We start from the raw sequence: 23090 nt of genomic DNA, 5'->3' as shown, positions 1-23090 counted from the left end.
TCTCCGGACATCGCTGTTTCAGGGTCGGTTCCGGTCCGGCCGTCAGCTTCGGCTCGACGCAGGCGCCTCACCGCAGGGGCATGTAGCTCAGTTGGATAGAGCATCAGATTCCGGTTCTGAGGGTCGGGGGTTCGAGTCCCTCCATGCTCGTGGTCAGCCTTGACGATCTCAGCCCTGCCGATCTGAACGGCAGGGCTTTTTCATGGCATGCCCGCCCCGTTGGTCCGATTCCGCCCTGCAGCGAATACGGCCTGTCGCGCCTCTGGCCTTCAACTCAGCGGTTTCCCCCGGGAGAGCCCAGCGACAGGCCCATGGCGCGGATCCCGCCGGGATCGACCAGAAACCCCAGCGCTTCCAGCGGCAGGATCGCCTCAGGAGGGGCGGACAGGGACACGCTGCAGCCGCCCAGTTCCCGCCGCAGGCGCGTCAGGGCCCCATGCAGCAGCGCCGCCAGGATCTCGGTCGGGTCGGGGTCCTGGGGATCGGCCAGCAGATCCCAGAGATTGGCATTGAGGGCCTGATCACTGGTGGAGCGCACGAATCCCACCAACCGTCCATCGGGTCCGCGCACAGCCAGGTGCCAGGCGCTGCGTTCGATCGCCTGCAGCCAGCGTTGGCTGGCCCGGGGCTGCTCGCCGCAGGCGCCCATCAACCGATTCAGTTCTTCCGGCGAGGGGATCGGATCCTGCAGCAGGCGGTAGCCCTCCCGAAGCCGGGGTGCGGCGGGTTGACTGCGGAACGGAATCAACAGGGAGTCCAGCACGGTCAACCGGTGTTGCGCATGCCGGCGGCAATGCCGTTGATCGTGAGCAGGGCGCCGCGCAGCAGCTCGCTGCGGCTGTAGGTCCGCCCGTCCTGGCCGGCGGCCGTGGCTTCGCTCATCGGTGGTTGACGATTCTGATCCCGCAGGCGCCGCAGCAGGGCCACCTGCAGGTATCCGAGCGGCACGATCGTGCGATTGCGCAGATCCACCGACAGCTGCAGGGCCGGATCACTGTCGAGCAGGCGCTCCTGCCCGGCGATGCGCAGCACCAGGTCACGGGTGCGCTGAAACTCGGCGGCGATCGTCTGGAAGATGCGCTCGAAGGCGTCGCGGTTTTCCTCCCGCCCCAGGGCCTGCACGTAGTGGTGGGCGAGATCGATGTCCACCTTGGAGAGGGTCATCTCCACCTTGGAGATCAGCATGCGGAAGAACGGCCAGCGCTGGTGCAGCAGCCGCAGCAGTTCCAGTTGGCCGGGATCCCGGTGCAACTCCTCCTCCAGGGCTGCACCCACGCCGAACCAGCTGGGCAGCAGGAAGCGGCTCTGGGTCCAGCCGAACACCCAGGGAATGGCCCGCAGGCTGGAGAGGTCCTTGGCGCCGCTCTTGCGCCGGGCCGGCCGGCTGGAGATCTGCAGCTTGCTGATTTCCTCGATCGGGGTGACCTGCTGGAAGAAGGCCACCAGATCGGGGTTGTCGTGAACCAGGGCGCGGTAGTGATCGCGGGAGCGGGCGGCGAGCCGCGCCATCAGCTCATTCCAGCTGGGGGTGTCATCCACCGGTGCACTGACCAGGCTGTTCTGCAGCACAGCCGTGGTCATGGTTTCGAGGTTGTAGAGGGCCAGCTCCGGCAGCGAGTACTTGGAGGCGAGCACTTCCCCCTGTTCGGTGATCTTGATCCGGCCCTTCAAGGTGCCACTGGGCTGGGCCAGGATCGCCTGATAGGCCGGTCCGCCACCGCGACCCACCGATCCACCGCGGCCGTGGAACAGGCGCAGCGCCACCCCGTGCTGGCTGGCCAGCTCTTCCAGGGCGATCTGGGCCTTGTGGATTTCCCAGTTGCTGGACAGGAAACCGGAATCCTTGTTGCTGTCGGAATAGCCCAGCATCACTTCCTGAAGCGGTGGGCCGCCCTCTTCCCCCGAGGCGATCAGGGCCCGGTAGAAGGGTTCGCAGAACAGGCGCTCCATCACCGCGGGAGCCCGCTGCAGGTCTTCCACCGTTTCGAACAGGGGCACCACCAGCAGCGAAGAGTGGGGCGCCAGCGGATCCACCAGGCCCGCTTCCTTGGCCAGCAGCAGCACCTCTAGCAGATCCGACACCGTGTGGCTCATCGAGATCACGTAGGTGCGACAGATGCGGGCGCCGAATTCCTGCTGCAGGCGCTGCAGCATCCGGAAGACCGCCAGAGTCTCGTGGGTGGCATCGCTCCAGCGCACCGCCGGAGACACCAGCGGCCGACGGGTCTTGAGTTCGGTCAGCAGCCAGCTCACCCGCTGCTCCTCATCCATCTCGCCGTAGGGCACGGGCAGCTGCAGATAGCGGCTGACCTCGTCGAGCGCATCGCTGTGACGGGTGCTCTCCTGGCGGATGTCCAGGCTGGCCAGGCAGAAGGCGAAGATGTGCACCTGGCTGAGCAGGCTCTCCAGGGCTTCGCAACCCAGTCCGGTGCTCTCGAGGCTGTCGCGCACCAGTTCAAGGTCAGCCCGGAATTCGTCGACCGAGCCGTAGTGCAGTTCCGGTGGCGGCGGGGAGGCGAGGTTGCCGACCCCGCTGCCATCACCGATAAAGGCCGACGGCAGGCCCGAGTGGCCGTCACAGGGGGATTCCCAGCCGGCATCCACCAGCTGCTGGTTGCGCTGACGGGTGAGCTGGAGCCGCTCCAGCGTGTAGCTCAGCTTCAGTCGGTAGGGCTCCAGCCGGTAGCGTGCCGCCCGCTCCTCATAGATCTCCGGGAAACGCAGCCGATCCATTTCCAGGGATTCCAGCAGGGCTGGGCTCACCTGACTCCACTGCATCGAAATGCTCAGCTGATCGCGCAGCTTGCCCACGGAGTGGATATAGCGCTCCAGCATCAGCTGACGCTGATAACAAGCTGTGCGCCAGGTGATCTCCGGTGTCACCGAAGGATTGCCGTCCCGATCGGAGCCCACCCAGGAGCCGAAGCTGCAGAAGGCATCGCGGGGCGAAAGCACGTCGGGGTAACTGCCGCTCAGGGCCGTCCGCAGGCGCTGGCGCAGCTGGGGCATGGCATCGAACAGCACCTGCTGGAAGTAATGCAGGGCGTAATCCACCTCATCGAGAACCGAGGGTTTGAACTGGTGCAGTTCGTCGGTACGCCACCACAGCCGGATCTCTTCTTCCAGCTGCAGGCGGATGCGCTGGTCATCTTCGATGTTGGCCAGGCTGCTGCGCTGCAGTTGCTGGATCAAGGCCGCGACCTTCCGCTGCTTATGGCGCACGGTGTGGCGCACGATCTCGGTGGGGTGGGCCGTGAACACCAGGCGAATATCCAGCTCCCGCAGCAGGTTCTCGATCTGGGCCGGCGGAACGTTGAGGTTGCGCAGGCGTTGGAACAGCTCCCGGAAGGTGGCCGGTTCGGTCTGGCTGGCCAGAGGCGGCAGAAACGGATCGGTGCTGGGCGGTTCGGGCTGAAGCTTGAGGCTCTCGAGATAACTGTCTTCCTCGATGTGCTGCTCGAGGATGTTCACCAGCTGGAAGTACAGCGAGAAGGCTCTCGCGGCCGCGATCGCCTCGGAGAGATCCATGCCGCGGATCAGCTGCACGATCGCGTCGGTCGAGGTGGCGTTCGGCAGGATTGTGGCGCCGCCTTCGAGAGGATCGGTGGCACTGAGCTGTTTCAGCTGCACCAGCCGATCTGCCTGCTCCGGTGGACATTCGCTGCGGAGCACCGTTTCCCACAGGTCCTCCACCAGCTCCAGTCGTTCGCCGAGCAGCTGGCTCACCAGAGGCTTGGGCTCGGTGCTGGTGGCAAGCGACTCCCGCATCGGGATGAACGGCATGGCGGAACGGGTCATGATCATCCCAAAGGGGGGTTGCTGTCTGTCTCGTTGGGCTCCGCGCCCCGGACCTCCTGCTGTTCCATCACCTGGGCCTCGCTGGCGATGATCTCTGCGATGGTGCTGCCCGATCGCTGCCGCTCCACCCAGCGCATCGCCTGATTGCCCTGGTCGATCACCCGCTGCACCGGGGCCAGCACGCTGGTGAGCCCGAGGTCGTTCGCCAACGGGGCCATCGTCTCCAGGCTCTCGCGGATCCAGTCGGCCGCCATGATCGTGCGGCCCGTGCGCCAGTGGGTCAGGGGGGCCAGCAGGCTGGAGCGGGCTGCGGACTGATCATTGGCATCGGCCAGCTGGGCCAGGGCCTGGGCGTCCAGAGGGCTGGCCCGCAGGGGATCGTGGGCTGCCGGGTCTGCCAGCAGCTGGTGCAGGCGCAGTTCGGCGAAGGCGGTCACCGCCAGCAGCAGCAGCGGATCGGTGATCAGATCGCAGATGCGGATCTCGATCCGGTTGAGCTGGTGGGGCCTGGCGTCCCCGTTGGGCCGCACCGAGGTCCAGAGGTGGCGCACGTTCTGCATCGATCCAGCTGCCAGCTGCTCCGCCATCCACTCCACATAGTGGGCGTGATCGCGAAACAGCGGCACCTGCGCAGGAGTGAGCGGGAATTGCAGCCAGCGTTGCGAGTGGGCGCCCATCACCGCGCCATCGAGAAACGGGGAGCTGGCGCTCAGGGCCAGCAGCAGGGCTGCCTCACAGCGCAGCAGCCGCAGCCCGGCGAACAGGGCCGGCATGTCGCTGAGGCCCAGGTTGATGTGCACGCTGGCGGTGACCACCAAGGTGCCGTACGTGGACTCGATGTACCCGTGATAGGGGTTGTCCGGATCCGACCGCTCGAAATGACAGCTGTCCCCCAGGCTCAGGGTGCTGCCCGGCAGCAGGGTGAGCTGCCGCTCCGTCAGCCAGGGCCGCAGCCGTTGCCGCGGTTCCAGCAACAGCTCCAGCTGGCGCTGGTAACTGGCCTCCGGCGGGGTGGTGTACTCAAGGTTGCGACGATCCGGCTCGGTCACGAAATCGGGGAACCGGCGAGCCACTTCGGCGGAGCAGCCCACCACCGTGCCGTCGGCCCGGCCGGTGAACAGTTCCACTTCAAATCCCTTCGGCAGCAGAGGGCGGCTCATGCCCGGACCCCATCACCGAACGGGTGCCGCGCTGGAGTCTGCACACAGGCCAGGGCCTTGAGCATGCCGCGCGCCTTGTTGAGGGTTTCCTGGTATTCGGCGGTGGGCTGGGAATCGGCGACCAGTCCGGCGCCGGCCTGCACCTGTACCCGCCAGCCGCCGTCGGCGGCGGGAAGCACCACCATCGTTCGGATTGTGATGGCCGTGTTCAGGGCCCCTGCCAGATCCACCGCGCCATACACCCCCGAGTAGGGCCCGCGGGCGTTGGGTTCCAGCGCATGGATCAGCTGCATGGCCCGGATCTTGGGGGCACCGCTGACGGTGCCAGCCGGAAAGGAGGCCATCAGCAGATCCCAGACGTCCCGATCCGCCGTCAGCAGACCCTCCACCTGGCTGACGATGTGCATCACGTGGGAATAGCGCTCGATCACCATCAGATCGGTGACCTTGACCGTGCCTGGCCTGCAGACCCGGCCCAGATCATTGCGGCCCAGGTCCACCAGCATCACGTGCTCGGCCCGCTCCTTCGGATCGGCCAGCAGCTCAGCCTCCAGGGCCCTGTCCTCGGTGTCATTGTCACCGCGGTGACGGGTGCCGGCGATCGGCCGCAGGGAGGCCTTGATGGCGCCACTGCCATCGCTGGCAGGTTCCGCCTTCACCATCACTTCTGGACTGGAACCGATCAGGTACCAGCCGCCGAAGTTGAAGAAGGCCATGTACGGCGAGGGGTTGACCATCCGCAGGCTGCGGTAGAGGTCAAACGGGTCCCGCATGACGTGGCTTTCGAGGCGTTGGCTCAGCACCAGCTGAAAGACGTCGCCGGCGGCGATGTGGGCGCGGGCCTGACGCACGGCATCCTCGAAGTCGGCCTGGCTGCGGTTGCTGCTGGGTGGCTCGGCCAGTTCGGCGCGATCGTTCCAGGCCAGGGTCGTCAGGCCGGAGGGCAGGGGAGCCTGCATGCGGGCCTCCAGGGCTTCGATCCGTGCGAACGCCTCCTGCCAGGCCTGGGCCGGATCGGCGCCACCGCTGAGATCGGCGTAGGACACCGCCGTGATCTGACGTTTCACCTGGTCGAACACCAGCAGGCTGTCGGCCAGCATCCAGCAGCCATCCGGTGGCCCCAGGGGGTCGGTGGGATGGATCGGGACGGTGGGCTCGATCCAATGGATCAGCTCATAGCCCCAGAAGCCGAACAGTTGCCCCACCGGCGGCAGGCCCGGCACCGGTGCCGGGCAGACCGGCTCCAGGGCCTGGCGCAGCTGCGTGAACGGATTGCCGTGCAGGCTTTCGCGCCGACCGTCGCGCCAGCAGCGCTCCCCCTCTTCGCCGCGCACCGTCAGCGTCCAGAGCGGATCGCTCACCACAAAGCTCCAGCGCCCCAGGCGTTCGCCCCCTTCGACCGACTCCAGCAGCACCCCATGGTGGCTGGCCTGGCCCACCTTCAGCCAGGTGGTGAGGGGCGTCTCCAGGTCGGCGGGCCAGCGTTTCCACAGCGGCAGGAAGCTGAGGCCTGCCGCCGCCTGGGCGTGGAAGGCCTCATCGAACCACCCTCCGTCCAGGACATCCCCGTCGAGACCGGTGGTGCGCTGGCTGGGGCGCTCGGAAGGGACCATTGCAGCGGCAGGCGGGCAAAAAAAACGGGGCGCCTAGCCCCGCTGTTATAGGTCTTGGCCAGTACGGCTCAGGCGTCGAAGGTGTTCTTACCGCTGAACTTGAGAGCCGAGGGATTGGGGTTGTCGCCGATGCGACGGGGGGTGTGACCCACCATCGAGCGCCCCTCATTCACCTTCTCGGGGAAGACACCATCTTTGGGGTGCAGATATTCGGTGTCACCGCCTGGAAAGATGCGGTAGATCTTGTAATCCTCGATTCTAGGCTTGAACTTGGTGCGCAGTTGGGTGCCCAGGGCCAGGCACTGCTCCTTGCGGGCGAAATACATCACGTTTTCGCCTTCGTTCATCTCAGCCGCACCACCGGTGGGCAGCTCAAAGGCCTGGGCCTTGCTGCTGGTCCAGGTGATCGCGTATTTCTCTTCGGTCTCGGCGGAGTTCAGGAGGCCGCCGGTGCTGCCGATGTACTTCGGGAGTTGACCGCTCAGCGCCGTTGCTGTCATAGCTGTTCCTGGATGGGGAGTCGGCAGACCGTTTCAGGCGGAAACTAGCACCGTGATTTTCATGGTTCCGCCACCCTCTCGGCAGTCTTCACACCCGTCAACAAACCGTCCGATCGCCAGGGCGCCCCAGACCGGCCCGCTCAGCAGACGGGGAAGAAGACCGTGATATCGCTGCCGGAGCGCTCCGCCAGCCGTCCGCCCAGCCGATGGAACAGCCGCTGGGTGGCCTGCCGGCTGAGCTGCAGGCTGCCGGTTTCGGGGTCCCAGCTCAGCACGGGTCCCACCCGTCGATGGTCTTCGGGGCGCTGGGGGCGGGTTCCTTCGCTGCAGATCTGCAACTTGAGCCGATTGCCGGCAGGCTGGAGGCTGAGGCGCACGCGGCTGCCGCCGCTGAGGCCGCGGCTGAAGCGGTCCACCAGGCCGCCCAGCATCGTTTCCAGCCGGCTCGGATCGCTCAGCACCGGTGGCAGCTCGTCGGCCACCTGCAGCTCGAACTGCAGGCCGCGCCGTTCCAGCTGGCGCTGCCACAGAGGTTCCAGCTGGCGCAGCAGCGCACTCAGATCGGTGCGGGCCAGCCGTTCCCGTTCGCCATGGCCGCTCTCGTCGCTCTCGGGCTGGCGCTGCAGCTCAGCGGCATGAAAGATCAGGCCGAAGCGATCGATCTGCTCGTTGCATTCGCCGTCGATCTGTTCGAGGCGCTCGCGCACCACGGCGGAGAGATCGCTGCGGCGCAGCAGCGAGCGGATCAGGGTCCGGATCGTGGCCAGGGGGGTCCGCACCTCATGGGTGAGCGCCTCCAGCAGGGCCAGTTCGCTGCTCACCGCCCGTGGGGTCTCGGCCCGGTTGCCGCCATGCACCAGCGGCTGCAGGGTGAGGCTGGGGGCGATCGTTCCAAGCCGCTCCGCCATCCTCGGCCAGAACTGCAGGGCGACATCTTCGGCATTGGCCAGGGGGCCCAGTTCCCGCAGGGCGCGGCGCAGCTCTGCGGCGGCGCTGGGGCGCTGCTGCTGCAGGCGCCGATCCAGCAGCGACAGGGCGGCCGAAAGGCCGGCTGGATCGAAGCGGGCCACCAGTCGCCGCTCCCGGGGCGGACCATCCAGGCAGAGGGCCACCTGCAGGCGTGGCGTGATCAGCAACAGCAGGGGATCGCTGCCGTCGTCGTCGCTGAGCTGCAGCCGCTCGAACCCGGGAAGTTGTCCAGGCGCTGGCGTGCCCCTTGACCCGGCGCCGCCGGGCAGCAGGGGAGCGACGGAGCCCCGCAGCCGCTCGAGGCTGTCCGGTGCCCACACCCAGCCCTTGAGGTGGAGCAGCAGCTCCGGCTCGTAGAGGGCGGGCAGGGGTGCCGCCAGCCAGAGGCCCCGCAACGGGAGCTGCGGCAGCAGGAAATCCTCCTGAAGGGTGGCCAGGGCCGCCCACCACTGGCGGCGCACACCGTCTTCGTCGCTGTGGCCCGCAGGTACGGCGGCGGACAGGCTCTGGCGTAATGCCGACAATGTCGTGGAGCCGTGCTCCATCACCAGCGCCCGCGGCTGGCACGGGACTGGCGGTTCACCGAGGCGCACAGGCCGAGGGCCATGAAGTTCACCAACATGGCGAATCGCCCGTAACTCAGCCACGGCAGGGGAATGCCGGTGATCGGTCCGAGGCCGATGGTCATGTTGATGTTCACCACCACCTGGAACATCAGCATCGCCCCGACTCCCACCACCACAAGGGATTCGAAATCACTGGTGGCTTTGCCGGCGATCTGCAGCAACCGCCACATGAGCAGGGCAAAGCCCGCCACTACAAGCATGGATCCCAGAAAACCGGTCTCCTCGCCCAGGGCGCTGAAGATGAAATCGGTGTGCTGTTCAGGGATGAAGCGCAGCTTGGTGAGGTTGCCCTGCATCAATCCGGTGCCCCAGAGTCCACCGGAGCCAATGCCCACCTTGCTCTGAAGCAGGTGATAGCCGCCGCCGAGAGGATCCTTGGACGGGTCGAGGAACATCACCAACCGATCCTGTTGGTGGGGCTTGAGGCCGTGGCTCCACAGCCATGGGGTGGCAACGGCAAACAGGCCCTGCACGGCCAGCACCACCGTGAGGGCCAGCCGCTTCCAGGGCAGGGAGCGCCAGGCGATCACCCCCATCAGCGGGATCCAGCCGGTCAGGGCCCAGGGCAGGGTGCCCGACAGGATGGCTGTGAACAGAGGGGAGAGCAGCAGCAGCACCCAGGCCAGGGGCATGCCGGCCCAGAACAGCATGGTGAGCAGCACGGCACCGAACACCAGCGAGGTGCCCAGGTCCGGCTGCATGAACACCAGAATCCAGGGCAGGCCGATCACCATCGTCGGGCGCAGCAGATCGACCGGCCGCTCCACCGGGTAGCCCGACAGCACGCCGGCCAGCAGCAGGATCGCCGCCAGCTTGGCGAATTCAGAGGGTTGAACGTAGAAGCCACCGATGTTGATCCAGCTCTGGGCCCCCAGGGCGGAGGTGCCGATCACGCGAACGGCGATCAGGCTGGCCACGGTGAGGCCGTAGATCGGCCACTGCAGGCTTTGCAGGCGCCTCAGCGGAACCCGGGCGAGCAGGAGGGCCAGACCCATTCCCACCGCTGCTGTGATCCAGTGCTGATACCACTCGGCGTAGGCGGCCTGGCGCTGGGTGCTGGCGATCAGAATTCCCGACACCAGGGTCATCGCCAGGGGAATACCCCAGAGGATCAGGTCCACGTCCTGCAGGGGGCGACGGCGCCAGGCCCGCCGCTTCGAGAACAGGCCGCGGCGGCCCGCCGCGCTGGAGCGGGCCAGGGCGCTGACCATGGATCAGGCCGCCGCCGGAGTGAGCGCCATCATCCGATCGGCCAGGGCCATGAAGGCCTGGGCCGTCGCCGATTCAGGGGCGCTGATCACAACAGGCAGGCCGCTGTCACCGCCCTCGCGCACGCTCATTTCCAGGGGCAGTTCCGCCAGCAGGGGCACACCGGCTTCATCGGCGAGGCGCTGGCCGCCACCGCTGCCGAACAGGGCGTAGTGCTTGTCCGGCGCATCGGGGGGGATGAAGGCACTCATGTTCTCCACCACGCCGAGCACGGTCACGCCCATCTGCAGGAACATCGCCAGGCCGCGGCGGGCATCCTGCAGCGACACCTGCTGGGGCGTGGTGACAATCACCACCCCGGCCATCGGCACGGCCTGGGCCAGGCTCAACTGGGCATCTCCGGTGCCGGGGGGCAGGTCCACCACCAGAACGTCGCGTTCGCCCCAGTCGGCCTGATAGAGGAACTGGCGGATGATGCCGTTGAGCATCGGCCCCCGCCAGATCACCGGCTGATTCTCCTGAATCAGCAGGCCCATCGACACCATGCCGATGCCACAGCTCTCGATCGGCACCAGAATCTGGCTGTCGCCGCTGCCGCGCACCTCGGGGGTGCGGTCGGCCACGCCGAGCATGGTGGGGGCGTTAGGGCCGTAGATGTCCGCATCCAGCAGGCCCACCCGCAGGCCTCGGCGGGCCAGGGCGCAGGCCAGGTTCACGGCCACGGTGCTCTTGCCCACGCCCCCCTTGCCGCTGCTGACGGCGATCACCTGGCGCACGCCGGGGATGGACTGCCGCTCAGGCAGCTGGCCCGGCCCATGGCCGGCGCCGCCGATCGGGGCGCCCTGCTGCACCGGCTGGGCCAGTTCGATCTGCACGTCGTCGATCCCGTCGAGGGCCAGCAGGGCGGCACGGGCTTCGGCGACGATCCGCTCCCGCTGACCGTTGGCATACCCCGGCAGCGCCAGCCTGAACACGGCGCGCCGTTCCTGCAGCCGCACCTGCTGGATCCACTCCAGCTCGATCAGGCCGCGGCCGCTGCCGGCATCCTGAAGGGCTTGGAGGGCGGCGTGCGCCTGGTCCGGGGTGGCCATGCCGGCGGGTCACTGGTGGCTGGATCCTAAGGAGGGCGATGGCGGCTGCTGTCCGGCCGGGTCCGTCACCCCTGGTGAACCAGCACACGAACCCGTGACAGACGCTCTCGAAGCCTTGTCTGGGGACCCGGCGGGCTGGAATGGTGAAACCACCTTCCCAGCCCCAGCGGTGCCCACCTTCATGGAGATGCCCCCCGCCGACTCCCGTGCCCGTGCCAAGGCCCTGCTGATGGGGCTGCAGGATTCGATCTGCGCCGGCCTGGAGCAGCTCGATGGCGAGGGCCGCTTTCAGGAAGAGAGCTGGGAGCGGCCCGAAGGCGGCGGTGGCCGCTCGCGGGTGATGAAGAACGGTCGGGTGTTCGAGCAGGGGGGCGTCAACTTCTCCGAGGTGGAGGGTGACCAGCTGCCGCCTTCGATCCTCAGCCAGCGCCCCGAGGCAGCGGGCCAGCGTTGGTTCGCGACCGGCACCTCGATGGTGCTGCATCCGCGTAATCCCTACATCCCCACGGTTCACCTCAACTACCGCTACTTCGAGGCGGGGCCGGTGTGGTGGTTCGGCGGCGGTGCCGACCTCACCCCGTATTACCCCTTCCTGGAGGATGCCCAGCACTTCCATCAGACACTCAAGACCGCCTGCGATTCGGTGAATCCGGCCTACTACACGGTGTTCAAGCCCTGGTGCGACGAGTATTTCTTCCTGCGCCACCGGGCTGAGACCCGCGGCGTCGGCGGCATCTTCTACGACTATCAGGATCCCGGTGGCCTGCTCTATAAGGGCCAGGATCCAGGCGGCCTGGCGGCGGCGGCCGCAACGGCGATCGGTCCGCTCCCCCAGACCTGGGAGCAGCTGTTTTCCCTGGCGAGCGCCTGTGGCAATGCCTTCCTGCCCAGTTACGTGCCGATCGCCGAGAAACGCCACGACACCCCCTACGGCGAGAGGGAGCGCGACTTCCAGCTCTATCGCCGCGGCCGCTACGTGGAATTCAATCTGGTCTTCGACCGGGGCACGATCTTCGGGCTGCAGACCAATGGCCGCACCGAATCGATCCTGATGTCCCTGCCGCCGCTGGTGCGCTGGGAATATGGCTACATGCCTGAGGCGGGCAGCCGCGAGGCGCTGCTCACCGAGGTGTTCACCAGGCCGCAGAACTGGCTCGAGGACTCGACCCTGGTGGAGCGCTGCCAACCCCATCAGGCGGTGGGCTGAACGGGCTCGCCACTCCGGCTCGGAGGGCCTCCACCACCCGGCCGGCGATCGCCTCGATCGTGGCCTGGCGGCGCTGGGGATCCCGCAGGCTGTCCTCCAGCGGACCTTCCAGCTTGCCGATTTCGAGGATGGCGATGCCGCGCCGCGGTGCCCCCAGTCCGCCCCGATAGCCGAGGGGATAGGGGCCGAAGGCCGCGGCCAGGCTTTCATCCACTCGCGAGCGGCTCCAGGGTCTCAGCGGTGGAATCAGCCCGGACCCCACACCATCGGGCCCGTAGGCGTCGTAGTGGATCTCGAGGGCATAGCCGCCCTGGGCCACGTGGTTCCGCCCCACGCTCCAGTTGGTGCGCGGATCATCCGCCTCGGCGATCGTGCGGGCCGGCGGCTCATAGAAGGCGATGTTGAGGCCGCTGCGGCGGCCCAGCTCCACCACCGCCCTGGCGGTGAGCAGGTTCCAGTAGAGCTCGTCCCGCATGCTGGGATCCATCGGTGCGGCGCCGCCCAGATCCACGGCAGCGCCGCTGGTACCGGATCCGTCCATCTCCTGAGAATCGGCATGGCCTGCCAACACCAGGATCGGGATGGAGGGTGTCACGGGGCGGATCCCCTGCCAGTCCTTGGCCAGGCTGGAGCGCGGGCCCGTCAGGGGATCGCTGCCAGGCAGAAGGGGGGTGCGGGCTCCGGCCGCGCTCAGCAGCGGCGCCAGCAGCAGGGCCGTGAGCAGGGAGAGGCGCAGAACCCGCATGGGGGGCAAAGGGGGAGAAGGGAAACCGTGATGGTTCGCGGGGGATGGAGTCTTTGAACGCAGGCTTGAGATCGGCGACCAGATCAGATGGGGGACCAGATCAGATCGGTGAACTGAGCAGGGCGCCGTCGCTGGCCAGCTCCAATTGCGCACCCAGCTCCACTTCCAGGGCGATCAGCTCGTCGCGGTGGGCGCGCAGGCGCAAGGTGCTGCCGCTGGCCGATTCCTCATTGATCAGGCGCAACTCGACGCTCTCGGCCCGCTCGGCTCGGCGCCGGTAGACCAACCCCGCCGCCGGGCCAAGCAGGGCCAGCAACAGTGGCCACCAGCCCAGGACGGGCAGCAACTGGCGCAGCACCAGGCCGAGGCAGGCGGCGCCGATGCCGCCCAGCAGCGACAGCAGCAGCGCCAGGGCGGTGCTGGAGCCCACCTGTCCCTGGAAGCGCAGCAGCCGGAGATCCGGATCGCCGCCAGCCGATTGCCAGCCCCGCGCCGTGAGCCAGTCACTCAGGCCTTGCAACACTTCCACCGGAGGCCGCGGCGAATGCACCTCCACCACGGTGGTGCGGTCTTTGCTGGCGGCCCGCAGGAAGAACACCAGCCCGATGGCCAGCAGCAGGGTGAGCAGAAAGGTGGAACCCAGGGTGGGCATGGCGGGGCAAGGGAGCGTGCCGCCTGGCGGACGCGGTGTGAAGGCTCTCCATTGTGGACGGTGTGGCCAGCCCGTGGATTCCGCCGGGCAGGGCCCTCCATCACCATGGGGGAAGTCGTCTGTCGCTGCCATGGCCCCGGCCCCCGGTTCCGCCCCCGCCCGTTTCGCCGTGTTCGACGGGGATCTCGATGCCGAGTGGCAGGCGCTCTACGCCGGAGCCCGGGCCCTGGCGGTCGATACGGAGGCGATGGGACTGATTCACGGCCGCGACCGGCTCTGCCTGGTGCAGATCTGCGACGACCACGACAACGTCTGCTGCATTCGCCTGGCCCGAGGCCAGGACGCGGCGCCGCGACTCCAGGCCCTGATGGAGAACCCGGCGATCGAAAAGGTGTTCCACTTCGCCCGCTTCGATGTGGCGGCCCTGGCTGAGAACCTCGCCATCGCGGTGGATCCGATCTTCTGCACCAAGGTGGCCAGCCGCCTGGGCCGCACCTATAGCCCCAAGCACGGTCTCAAGGATGTGGTGCAGGAGCTCGTGGGGGTGGAACTCGACAAGCAGGCCCAGAGCTCTGACTGGGGCAGGGTCGAAGACCTGAGTGAGGCCCAGCTGGCCTATGCCGCCGGTGATGTGCGCTATCTGCTGCCTGCGCGCGATCAGCTTGAGACCATGCTGAAGCGGGAAGATCGCTGGGATCTGGCGTTGCGGTGCTTTGCTTGCCTGCCGGTGTTCGCCGAGCTGGATCGCAACCGTTTTCCGCTTCTGTTCGAGCACTCCAGCGGTGGCAACCGATGATCCGCCGGTTCTGCAGCCAGCGTCCGCCTGATCTCAGACGGTTGTCCTGGAAGGCCGTCCACTTCCCGGTTCAGTCTTCATCGAGGAAGTACTCCTCACTGCTCACCGCCCCCAGCAGCGAGGAGAGCAGAGCCTCGTTGTCGACTCCACTGGCGATCACCTCCTCCAGCATCCGTTCGGCCAGCGCCACTTTGGAGGCCACGTCCCGCAGGCCTTCCTGACTGGCCCGCACGTCCACCTTGCGCCGGGCGGAAGCGAGGCTCACTCCCAGCCGGCTGGCCAGCCGGCCGCAGGCGGCGTTGTAGGTACGGTCGGGGATGGCAACCATGGGCAGAGTCTGAGGCTCCGCTCATCATCCGCCGCAGCGGCGGGGTGTCAGGGCCGGTGCTCACGCCAGCAGGTGCTGCGTGATCAGCTCCGCCAGTCGCCGGCTACCGCCGGCGGGGCCCATACGGCGGCGGCCCATGGTTCCCAGCCGCTGCCTCAGCTCCGCGTCGTCCAGCCAGCGCGTCGCTGTGCGGGCCAGTTCAGCGGCGGTATGGCAGGGCAGCACGGCCCCACCCAGCAGGCGGGACTGGCGGCGGGCGAACCCCGGCTTGAACTGTGGCCCGGGGCCCGGCAGGGAGAGGGCCGGCACCCCCAGCCCCACCAGCTGCTCGGTGGCGGTGCCGGCGGTGGCGAGCCCCAGCTCGCACCAGGCTGCCCAGCGGCCGAAGCAGCCCGGACCCACGTGCAGTTCGATGGTGCCGGCCCGCCAGCTGTCCCGCGCGCCGATCGTGCCCTGCTCCGCGCTCAGGCAGGTGCTGCTGAAGCCAGCCCGGCTCAGTAGCGGAGCCAGCTCCGCGCTGGTGGGCTGGTTGCCGCAGGCCAGCAGCAGGTGGAGGGGCCCGTTGACCCGCACCTGCAGCGCGGCCTCGAGCAGACGCTCCAGATTGCCGAGCGCTTCCGGCAGGCGGCTGCCGGGCAGCAGCAAGAGCCGCCGACCGTGGCGCAGGCCGATGGGCACGGCCTCGGTATGGAATCCGTCCATCATCGGGTTGCCCGGGGCGAGGGCGGCAACGCCGTGGTTCCGCAGGCCGCGGGCTGTGAGTCGGTCCCGCACGGCCACCAGACGGCAGGGATCGGCGCGCATCAGCGCCCATTCCCACGGATCCCATTCACTGCCCTTGCAGCGGTGATAGCGGTCATCAAGGCCGGGCCGACCCCAGCCCGGTGGCGGTGGTGTGGCCCAGGTGGCGTCGCTCTTGGGGGTGCCCACGAAGCCGTAGGGGCCGCCACCGCTCCAGGCCAGCAGCAGGGGCAGCAGATCCCCCACCGCCAGTACCGGATGGCCAGCACGGCCCCAGTGCCGCACCCAGCGCCACTGCCGTAGGGAGAGCAGGGGCAGGCCGGCCCGCAGGTCGCGCAGCAGGCCCCGCAGGCTCTGGTTACTGAAGCCACCGCTGGGCAGGCAGCGGCGGGGGCCCACCACCTGCAGCCAGCCGGCGGCCTCGGCCGCCGCGTAGGTCTGGCCGAGGCCCACCAAGGCCATCACCGTCAGCTGGCAGTCCGGTTGCTGCTCCCGCAGGGCCTCAAGGATGCGCAGGGCGATCAGATCCTCGCCGTGGCCGTTGCTCAGGACAAGCAGACGGGAGGGCATGCCATGGCTGATACGATCCGCTGCAGGGAGTTTGCTCCCCGGCCGGCGGCATGGCCAAGTGGTAAGGCAGAGGATTGCAAATCCTTTACCCCCAGTTCGAATCTGGGTGCCGCCTTGATGATCCGAACTCCAGCTGGAGTTCATGGTGGCTGAGCTGAATCTCTGGCTTCCGAGCCGAGTGGCAGCGCGCCTGCGCTCAGGTGAAGATGCCGAACATCACCGAGAGCAGGGCGAATCCGACGGCGCCCACCAGGGCCAGCAGCGATGTGGTGTGCAGCATGACGTCCTCCAATGGACCAATCCTAAAGGAAATCTGTAGGCCCGCCAGTGGTTGTTGCAACCCTTTGCGGGGCCTCGGTCGTCGCCCTCAGTCGTCTCCCTCAGTGGTCGCCCTCAACGCGCCACAGTCCACCGTCTCCGTCATGGGCTTCGCAGCGGAAGTGGTGTCGATCGAGGCGGCACTCCCCCCGGGCCAGGCGGCTGCTGGGCAGCCTTGTCACCAACCCCTGGTCGTCGTAGCTGCGGCTGGCGACCGTGCTCACCTTCACCAGCAGGGGCCATTGGGGGCTGCATCGACCCGCCTGGCACTGCAGGGAGGCACTGCCTGGCTCCAGCAGTCCCACGAAGACCAGTTGCTCACTCGAGAAGCGGGAGCCACCCCCGCGGCCGATGATCTGGATGCTGAGCAGTCCCTCCATCAGTTGATCGAGGCGCAGGCTCTGGCAGCCCCGGCTTTCCTGCGCGGCGTCGGGCTCATCGCCCACCGGCAGGTCATGCCTCCCGTTGAGGTTGCTCTTCGGTAGGACCGCTGCCTTCATCGGGGCTGCCGCAGCATGCGCGGGTGACTCGGCAGGCACTGCAGGGGGCTCCCTGGTCTCTCCCGAGAGCGTGTTGCCATCTCCAGGCTCGTTTGCGGCGCTCTCCTCAAGGCTCGGCAGAGGTGGCGGAGGGTGCGTAGGCCGCGGCCGCTCCAGGGGCTGCTGGCTGTCTGAGTTTTGCCTCCGGCTGGCAGGACGGGCCGCCCCAACGCGCTGGATTGCCCGGGCCGCGCGCTGTGGCGCTGGTCCTTGAGGCGGCGCCGGCCCAGCCTCAAGGACCAGCGCTTGCCACCGGCAGTGGCTCACTGAGGTTTCCCAGCGGCCGAAATCTTCCGGGGGATTGCCAGCTGCCCCTGGGGACACCAGGGCTTCGACTGCTCCGAAGCACATGCAGAGCGCCATGGCTGTAGCCGCTCTCACCAGATTCGGCACGCTGCGCATCGGCATCGTGGCACCGCTGCCCGTTTTGGCGGCATTGCCGAGGCTCAGTAGCCCGAATCGGCCACGCAGATGCCCTGGCAGCTGATGTCGTTGCTGGCGGTGCGGCCACAGTGCTGGCAGAGCACACGATCAGGCTGTGGCTGCACGGCTGGCTCTGCTGGCTTGGTCGCCACAGCAGCGCCGGCTGTGGCTCTGGCCTGAACCGCGCTTGGTTCTGCGGGCAGGGAGGACATCGGGCTGGAGGCAGTGGGGAGCGGCAGCACGATCATGGCGTTTCCGTTCATGGGGTTCGGGGAATGGCGCTGCAGACCACCCAGCCGGGGATCGGCGTCGGTACCTGGGCCTGGGGAAACCGGCTCCTCTGGGGCTACGAGCCCTCCCAGGATCCCCAGCTGGAGGCCACCTTCCGGCAAGCTCTGGCCCGGGGGCTCCATTTCTTTGATACGGCGGATTCCTACGGCACGGGCCGTTTCGATGGCCGCAGCGAGGACCTGCTGGGCCGTTGCTGTGGGGTCCTTTCGCCGCTGGAACGGCAACGGCTCACTGTGGCCACCAAGCTGGCACCCTTCCCCTGGCGCTGGGGGCGGGGGGGATTCCGCCGGGCATTCGCCGCTTCGCGCCGGCGTCTCCAGGGGAAACTGGACCGGGTCCAGCTGCACTGGAGCACGGCCCGGTATGCGCCCTGGCAGGAAGCGCCGCTGCTCGATGGCCTCGCCGACCTGGTGATCGCAGGGGAGGTGGCCGGTCTGGGGTTGTCGAACATGGGGCCGCGGCGCCTGCGGCAGGTGCAGGCCCGCCTGGCTGAACGCGGCATCCCGATCCTCAGCCTGCAGGTGCAGCTCTCCCTGCTGGCTCCTGAGCCGATCGCTCCCGATGGTGTGGCGGCGGTCTGCCGGGAGCTGGGCATCGCCTTGATCGCCTACAGCCCCCTGGCCCTTGGGGTGCTCGGCCAGCCGCCTGGAGAGTTGGCCGACACGTTGTCGGGTCCCCGGGGCGCCCTGCAGCGGCGGCTGTTGCCGGCAGCCCAACCGTTGCTGCAGGCCCTCCAGGAGATCGCTGGCTCCCGTGGGGCCACGCCAGCGGCTGTGGCGCTCAATTGGTGCCGGGCCCATGGCGCCATGCCGATCCCGGGGCTGCGGCGACCGGAGCAGGTCGACGCCGCAGCGGCGGCCCTCTCCTGGACGCTGAGCGAGGCGGAGCGTCAGGGGCTGGATGACCTGGCCCTTGCCAATCGGGTCCGCATGCCTGCCAACCCCTTCCAGAGCGCCTGATTCGATCCTGCTCAGCCGATGGCTTCGGCCGGCTCGGGGGCTGGGGTAAGGACCACCGGCAGCGCGCGCGGGCGTTCCTCGGCTGCCGCCACCACGACCGGACCGTCCAGCCGTCGCAGCAGTGGCGCTGGCGAACCCACGGATACAGGCGCTTCGCTCTGCGTGCTCTCCTCGGAACCGTCTGGCCCACAGGCCGCCAAGGCTTCCTGCAGCAGGGAGTCGAAGGTGGCACCAGGTAACCGGTGGCGTGCCACTTCCAGGAAGGCACGGGCCAGGGATTCGCCGGCGGCAGCCCGCAACGCCGGGTTGCTGCGCCGCAGTTCCTGCTCCTCCTGAATGGCGCCGATGAACCGTTCGGTTACGTCCCGCTTGGTGGATGCCCGGATGCGGGTGTCCTGCTCCGCTTCGCTGAGGGACACCTGACCCTCGAGTTCCTCCAGACGCCGCCGCAGGCTTTCCAGCACCTCCTGCGCCTCCTTGGCCACGTGGGCCAGCTGGCCGTCTGACAGGCGCGGCAGATCGGCCACGTAGACCTTGCCGTGATCACGCAGGGCCAGGAAGGTGGGCCGCAGGCCGCCGCTGCGAGGTCCGGTGAATCCTTCGCGGGGGCGTTGTGGACGGACCGGAGGCCTGGGGCCGGCGGAGCTACGTCGCCGGGTGATGCGTTTGGAGGTATCGAACATGGGCTCAGAAAACGAATGACATGCGACGCGCAGCGTCCGCAGGCCTCGGTGCCGTGTTGCCGGCAGGCGGTGGAGCGGGCGCTGAGGAAGGTTAAGCAGGGCGGATGACCCCACCGGCGCCCTGGCGCCTGGCTTCAGTACGGCAAACCGGCCAGTGGTGCCTCCGCCGGCACCTCGCCCTGTCGCACCTCACCGAGCAGCCAGGCCTGGTGACCCAGCTCGCGGCAGGCCTCAAGCACTGTCTCGCTGGCGGCCTGCGGCACCACAAGGCAGAAACCCACCCCAAGATTGAACGTGTTCCAGAGGTCGGCTTCGGGCACCTCGCCGCTCTGCTGCAGCCAGCGGAACAGGGGCGGTCGCTCCCAGCTGCCGGCCTCGATGGCGGCATGGAGCCCGTTCGGCAGGCTGCGGGGCAGATTCTCCGGCAGGCCTCCGCCAGTGATGTGGGCCATGCCATGCAGCGGCAGACGCCGCTGCCGCAGCCCCTTTACCAGGGCCCCATAGAGACGGGTGGGTTCTAGCAGGGTGTCGATCAGGGGCTCTCCGGTCTGTGGCAGCCGTGTGTCCTGGGTGACATGGTTCATCTCCAGGATGCGGCGCACCAGGCTGAAGCCATTGCTGTGCACACCACTGCTGGCCACCGCCAGGATCCGGTCGCCCGCCTGCACCGCCCTCCCGTCGATCAGCTCGTCTTCCTCCACCACGGCCACGCAGAAGCCGGCCAGGTCGTAGCGGCCGGGGCCGTAGAAGCCGGGCATCTCCGCCGTTTCGCCACCCAGCAAGGCGCAGCCGCTCTGGCGGCAACCGTCGGCGATGCCTTCCACCACGGCCGCCATGGCCTCGGGGCTGAGCTTGCCGGTGGCGATGTAGTCAAGGAAGAAGAGAGGTTCGGCGCCGCTGGTGATCACGTCGTTGACGCACATGGCCACCAGGTCGATGCCGACGGCGTGATGGCGACCGTGGGCCTGGGCCAGCTCCAGCTTGGTGCCTACCCCATCGGTTCCTGATACGAGCAGGGGGCGCTTGAGGCCTTCGGGCAGGCGGCAGAGCCCGCCGAAGCCGCCCAGACCACCCACCACCTCCGGGCGGCGGGTGGATTCAACGCTGCTGCGGATGCGATCAACGAAGGCTCGCCCCGCCACCACATCCACTCCTGCCGTGCGGTAATCCATTCAGGGTGTCTCCAGGCGTCGCTCGTCTTCCACCGATCCTGCCGCTTCTCGCTCCCCGACCCTCGACTTGCCGCCGTCCAGCGATCCGTTACGCACGAATTCGGTGGTCGATTCTCGAATCGGCACAAGTTTTAATCAGGGCAGCTTATCTAAGTGATTGACCTTGCTGATGGGCCGAGGCTGGCGTGGGGCGGGCGAAGCCTGTAGGTGTCAAGAATCTGGGGAATGATGACAGTTCCTGATCGCCAATCGGTTGTCCACGGATAACCAATTGGCTGGTCCAGTGCGGTTAAGTTCTGCTCGTCGTCATTTCCCGATAGGAACTCCGCCGACGGCTTCTGCCTCTACCTCTTCCGCAATTGAGGCTTGAAGTCATCGTCAACTGGTCATCTGATCCTTGGATGTCAGTTGCTTTGGGCGGCGAGTTTCGCCTGTCATGCGAGCAACATTTTCTCTCGGTGTTCTCACCGCCCTGATTTCTGGTGCCGGTTCTGTCTTCCCTGCCATAGCGGAAGTCGGCCGAACAACTCCACTGACCTTGAGCGGTGCCCTGGATGGCCTTTCCATCGACGTGGCTCCAGCCAAGGGGACTTCGGATCTGGCGTTGGCTGCTTCCTCTGCTCCGAGTTCAGCCGTTGCCATTCGTCAGGTTGAAGATTCCTCGGCTCCCGCCAAGCCGTCCTTGATGCAGCAGGCGCCGATCGCCCCTTTGGCATCGGCTTCGGTTCGTCTGCCCGAAGTGGCACAGGTGATCACCGGTCAGGCCAGCTGGTATGGGCCCGGTTTCTTCGGCAACCGCACCGCCAATGGTGAGGTGTTCCGGCCCGGTACCCGTACAGCAGCTCACCGCACTCTCCCCTTTGGCACCAAGGTGCGGGTCACCAATCTCCGCAATGGGAGGTCGTCGGTGGTCCGCATCAACGACCGGGGTCCGTTCCACGGAAACCGTGTGATCGATCTGGCCCATGGTGCCGCTCAGGATCTCGGTCTGGTCTCCAGCGGTGTTGCTCAGGTGAAGCTCGAAGTCCTGCGCTGAGCCCGACCCGGCCTCAGCCCCTGGCCCATCCGTCAACCTGGCGGATGGGCTTTTGCTGTCAATCCTGTGTCTCGCCTGCCCTTTCCCCTGCTCACGTCGCGCACGGAGCTGAGCCGCTGGTGCACCGAGATCCGCGCCTCCGGCCGCCCACTCCATGTGGTGCCCACCATGGGCGCGCTGCATCGGGGCCATCAGGAACTGATCCGTCGGGCGGCTCGGGGGGGGGGCTCCGGTTCACCGGCCGTGCTGGTGAGTGTGTTCGTCAACCCGCTGCAGTTCGGAGCCGGTGAGGATTTCGAGCGCTATCCGCGGGATCTGACAGCCGATGCAGGCCTGGCGGCGGCGGCGGGCGCTGACGCCCTGTTCGCTCCGAATGCGGAGGAGATCTATCCGGGCGGTGAAGCCGCCCTCACCCGCATCCAGCCACCGGCCCAGCTGCAGGCCTCGCTCTGTGGTCGCCAGCGCCCCGGTCACTTCGAGGGTGTGGCCACCGTGGTGGCCCGGTTGCTGGCGCTGGTGCGTCCTGATCGTCTCCTGCTGGGGGAGAAGGACTGGCAGCAGCTGGTGATTCTGCGGCGTGTGGTGGCGGATCTGGCCCTGCCGGTGACCGTGCAGGGCTGCGGCACTGTTCGGGAACCTGATGGGCTGGCCTGCAGCTCCCGCAATCGCTACCTCAGCCCGGTGGAGCGGCAGCGGGCGGCGATGCTCCCTGTTGCCCTGGCCCGGGCGGCGGAGCTTTATCGCTCTGGAGAGCGGCAGGCCGCTCCATTGCTGGAGGCTGTCCGCGCGCAGTTGGAGGCGGTGGGTTTGGCAGTGGAGTATGGGGAGCTGGTGGAGCCCCATGGTCTCCAGCCCCTGCGGCAGGCGAGCCCGTTCTGCCTGTTGGCGGTGGCTGCCCGCTGCGGCTCCAGTCGCCTGATCGATCACACCTTTCTGATGAGCCGTCCCCCGATCGTTGCCATCGATGGCCCCGCCGGTGCCGGAAAGAGCACCGTGACCCGTGCCTTCGCTCAGCGGCTGGGCCTGCTCTATCTCGATACGGGGGCGATGTACCGGGCTCTCACCTGGTGGGTGCAGCGCCAGGGCCTCGATCTGTCCTCTCTCGCTGACCTGGCCCCGCAGTTGCAGCTCCTCGATCTGCAGCTGAGCCTGGCGGAGGACGGCAGCCAGCGGGTCAAGCTCGATGGGCAGGATGTCACCGAGGCGATCCGCTCCCCCGCGGTGACGGCCCTGGTGTCGCAGGTGGCGGCCCAGCCCTGCGTGCGCAACGTGCTCACACGCCAGCAGCAGGCACTGGGCCGCAGGGGAGGTCTGGTGGCGGAAGGCCGCGACATCGGCACCGCCGTGTTTCCCGACGCCGAGCTGAAGGTGTTCCTGACGGCCACCCCTGCGGAACGGGCCCGCCGGCGCGCCCTCGATCTTGAGCAGAGGGGGTTCGCAGTGCCGCCCCTGGCGGAGCTGGAAGCGCAGATCGCCGAACGGGATCATCTCGACTCGACCCGTGCCGTGGCGCCGCTGCTGCAGGCCAAAGATGCTGTCGCCCTGGTCACCGATGGCCTGACGATCGAGGCCGTGATCCAGCGGCTCGTCGACCTGTTCCGCGAGCGGGTGCCGGAGGATGCCTGGCCCGCTCCCGCTGAGCCCCTGCAGGGCTGACCCGAAAG

20 protein-coding genes and 2 tRNA genes are annotated in these 23090 nt (G+C 67.9%); 7 read left to right on the top strand and 15 right to left on the bottom strand.

Annotated features, from left to right (window positions below):
- Positions 1-76 precede the first annotated feature (76 nt).
- Positions 77-150 (top strand) — tRNA-Arg (locus VB777_RS04475).
- 124 nt (positions 151-274) lie between these two features.
- Here the strand turns inward: VB777_RS04475 and VB777_RS04470 are convergent.
- The 8 genes from VB777_RS04470 to VB777_RS04435 all read right to left on the bottom strand — a co-directional run bounded on the left by VB777_RS04470 (position 275) and on the right by VB777_RS04435 (position 10966).
- Complete coding sequence (locus VB777_RS04470; RefSeq protein WP_231598257.1) at positions 275-763, bottom strand: N-acetyltransferase; 489 nt, start codon at positions 761-763, stop codon at positions 275-277.
- A 2-nt stretch (positions 764-765) separates the two neighbouring features.
- Positions 766-3804, bottom strand: a complete 3039-nt coding sequence (gene ppc, locus VB777_RS04465; RefSeq protein ID WP_416238305.1) for a phosphoenolpyruvate carboxylase — start codon at positions 3802-3804, stop codon at positions 766-768.
- Entirely contained in the window at positions 3801-4958 is a 1158-nt protein-coding gene (gene gshA, locus VB777_RS04460; protein ID WP_323247368.1) for a glutamate--cysteine ligase, read from the bottom strand. Before gshA ends, ppc begins: the two co-directional genes overlap by 4 nt.
- Positions 4955-6571 carry an anthranilate synthase component I family protein gene (locus VB777_RS04455; RefSeq protein ID WP_197157000.1) on the bottom strand — a complete coding sequence of 539 codons (1617 nt, stop codon included), beginning with the start codon at positions 6569-6571 and terminating at the stop codon, positions 4955-4957. Before VB777_RS04455 ends, gshA begins: the two co-directional genes overlap by 4 nt.
- 68 nt (positions 6572-6639) lie before the next feature.
- On the bottom strand, positions 6640-7071 hold the full coding sequence (locus VB777_RS04450) for a photosystem I reaction center subunit II PsaD (RefSeq protein WP_197156998.1): 432 nt from the start codon (positions 7069-7071) through the stop codon (positions 6640-6642).
- Between the two features lie 140 nt (positions 7072-7211).
- On the bottom strand, positions 7212-8585 hold the full coding sequence (locus tag VB777_RS04445; protein ID WP_323247366.1) for a sensor histidine kinase: 1374 nt from the start codon (positions 8583-8585) through the stop codon (positions 7212-7214).
- Entirely contained in the window at positions 8585-9877 is a 1293-nt protein-coding gene (rodA, locus tag VB777_RS04440) for a rod shape-determining protein RodA (RefSeq protein WP_323247364.1), read from the bottom strand. The genes VB777_RS04445 and rodA overlap by 1 nt, the downstream gene beginning before the upstream one ends.
- 3 nt (positions 9878-9880) lie before the next feature.
- Complete coding sequence (locus VB777_RS04435) at positions 9881-10966, bottom strand: Mrp/NBP35 family ATP-binding protein (protein WP_197171749.1); 1086 nt, start codon at positions 10964-10966, stop codon at positions 9881-9883.
- 181 nt (positions 10967-11147) lie between these two features.
- On the opposite strand from VB777_RS04435, the gene hemF reads away from it, so the two are divergent.
- A complete protein-coding gene (hemF, locus tag VB777_RS04430; RefSeq protein WP_322758882.1) occupies positions 11148-12173 on the top strand; it encodes an oxygen-dependent coproporphyrinogen oxidase in 1026 nt (341 codons plus the stop codon).
- Here the strand turns inward: hemF and VB777_RS04425 are convergent.
- Complete coding sequence (locus tag VB777_RS04425; protein ID WP_322757686.1) at positions 12100-12918, bottom strand: hypothetical protein; 819 nt, start codon at positions 12916-12918, stop codon at positions 12100-12102. The genes hemF and VB777_RS04425 overlap by 74 nt on opposite strands.
- Positions 12919-13018: 100 nt before the next feature.
- A complete protein-coding gene (locus VB777_RS04420) occupies positions 13019-13570 on the bottom strand; it encodes a cofactor assembly of complex C subunit B (RefSeq protein ID WP_197171753.1) in 552 nt (183 codons plus the stop codon).
- Positions 13571-13700: 130 nt separating this feature from the next.
- On the opposite strand from VB777_RS04420, the gene VB777_RS04415 reads away from it, so the two are divergent.
- Positions 13701-14366 carry a ribonuclease D gene (locus VB777_RS04415; RefSeq protein ID WP_197156992.1) on the top strand — a complete coding sequence of 222 codons (666 nt, stop codon included), beginning with the start codon at positions 13701-13703 and terminating at the stop codon, positions 14364-14366.
- Positions 14367-14436: 70 nt separating this feature from the next.
- On the opposite strand, the gene VB777_RS04410 is transcribed toward VB777_RS04415, so the two are convergent.
- Positions 14437-14694 (bottom strand): hypothetical protein, encoded by a 258-nt coding sequence (locus VB777_RS04410; protein ID WP_197156991.1) that lies wholly within the window; start codon positions 14692-14694, stop codon positions 14437-14439.
- Positions 14695-14754: 60 nt separating this feature from the next.
- Complete coding sequence (locus VB777_RS04405; RefSeq protein ID WP_322757684.1) at positions 14755-16005, bottom strand: lipid-A-disaccharide synthase-related protein; 1251 nt, start codon at positions 16003-16005, stop codon at positions 14755-14757.
- A gap of 44 nt (positions 16006-16049) precedes the next feature.
- Here VB777_RS04405 and VB777_RS04400 point away from each other — a divergent pair.
- A tRNA-Cys gene (locus VB777_RS04400) sits at positions 16050-16120 on the top strand.
- Positions 16121-16385: 265 nt separating this feature from the next.
- Here the strand turns inward: VB777_RS04400 and VB777_RS04395 are convergent.
- Entirely contained in the window at positions 16386-16823 is a 438-nt protein-coding gene (locus tag VB777_RS04395) for a hypothetical protein (protein ID WP_323247362.1), read from the bottom strand.
- Positions 16824-17560: 737 nt separating this feature from the next.
- Between VB777_RS04395 and VB777_RS04385 the strand changes: the two genes are divergently transcribed.
- On the top strand, positions 17561-18535 hold the full coding sequence (locus VB777_RS04385) for an aldo/keto reductase (RefSeq protein WP_322757683.1): 975 nt from the start codon (positions 17561-17563) through the stop codon (positions 18533-18535).
- Positions 18536-18546: 11 nt separating this feature from the next.
- On the opposite strand, the gene VB777_RS04380 is transcribed toward VB777_RS04385, so the two are convergent.
- Positions 18547-19218 carry a 2-hydroxyacyl-CoA dehydratase gene (locus VB777_RS04380; protein ID WP_197171762.1) on the bottom strand — a complete coding sequence of 224 codons (672 nt, stop codon included), beginning with the start codon at positions 19216-19218 and terminating at the stop codon, positions 18547-18549.
- Positions 19219-19352: 134 nt separating this feature from the next.
- On the bottom strand, positions 19353-20390 hold the full coding sequence (purM, locus tag VB777_RS04375) for a phosphoribosylformylglycinamidine cyclo-ligase (RefSeq protein WP_323247360.1): 1038 nt from the start codon (positions 20388-20390) through the stop codon (positions 19353-19355).
- A gap of 436 nt (positions 20391-20826) precedes the next feature.
- On the opposite strand from purM, the gene VB777_RS04370 reads away from it, so the two are divergent.
- A complete protein-coding gene (locus VB777_RS04370; protein ID WP_323247358.1) occupies positions 20827-21426 on the top strand; it encodes a septal ring lytic transglycosylase RlpA family protein in 600 nt (199 codons plus the stop codon).
- Positions 21427-21501: 75 nt separating this feature from the next.
- Positions 21502-23082: a bifunctional pantoate--beta-alanine ligase/(d)CMP kinase gene (locus tag VB777_RS04365; RefSeq protein ID WP_323247445.1), complete on the top strand. Its 1581-nt coding sequence runs from the start codon at positions 21502-21504 to the stop codon at positions 23080-23082.
- The last annotated feature ends 8 nt before the right edge of the window (positions 23083-23090 follow it).

Source organism: Synechococcus sp. CCY9202, from assembly GCF_034931685.1.
Taxonomy (GTDB): domain Bacteria; phylum Cyanobacteriota; class Cyanobacteriia; order PCC-6307; family Cyanobiaceae; genus CBW1002.
Note: the sequence above shows the minus strand (reverse complement) of the source record. Positions and strands in the feature narration are given on the sequence as shown.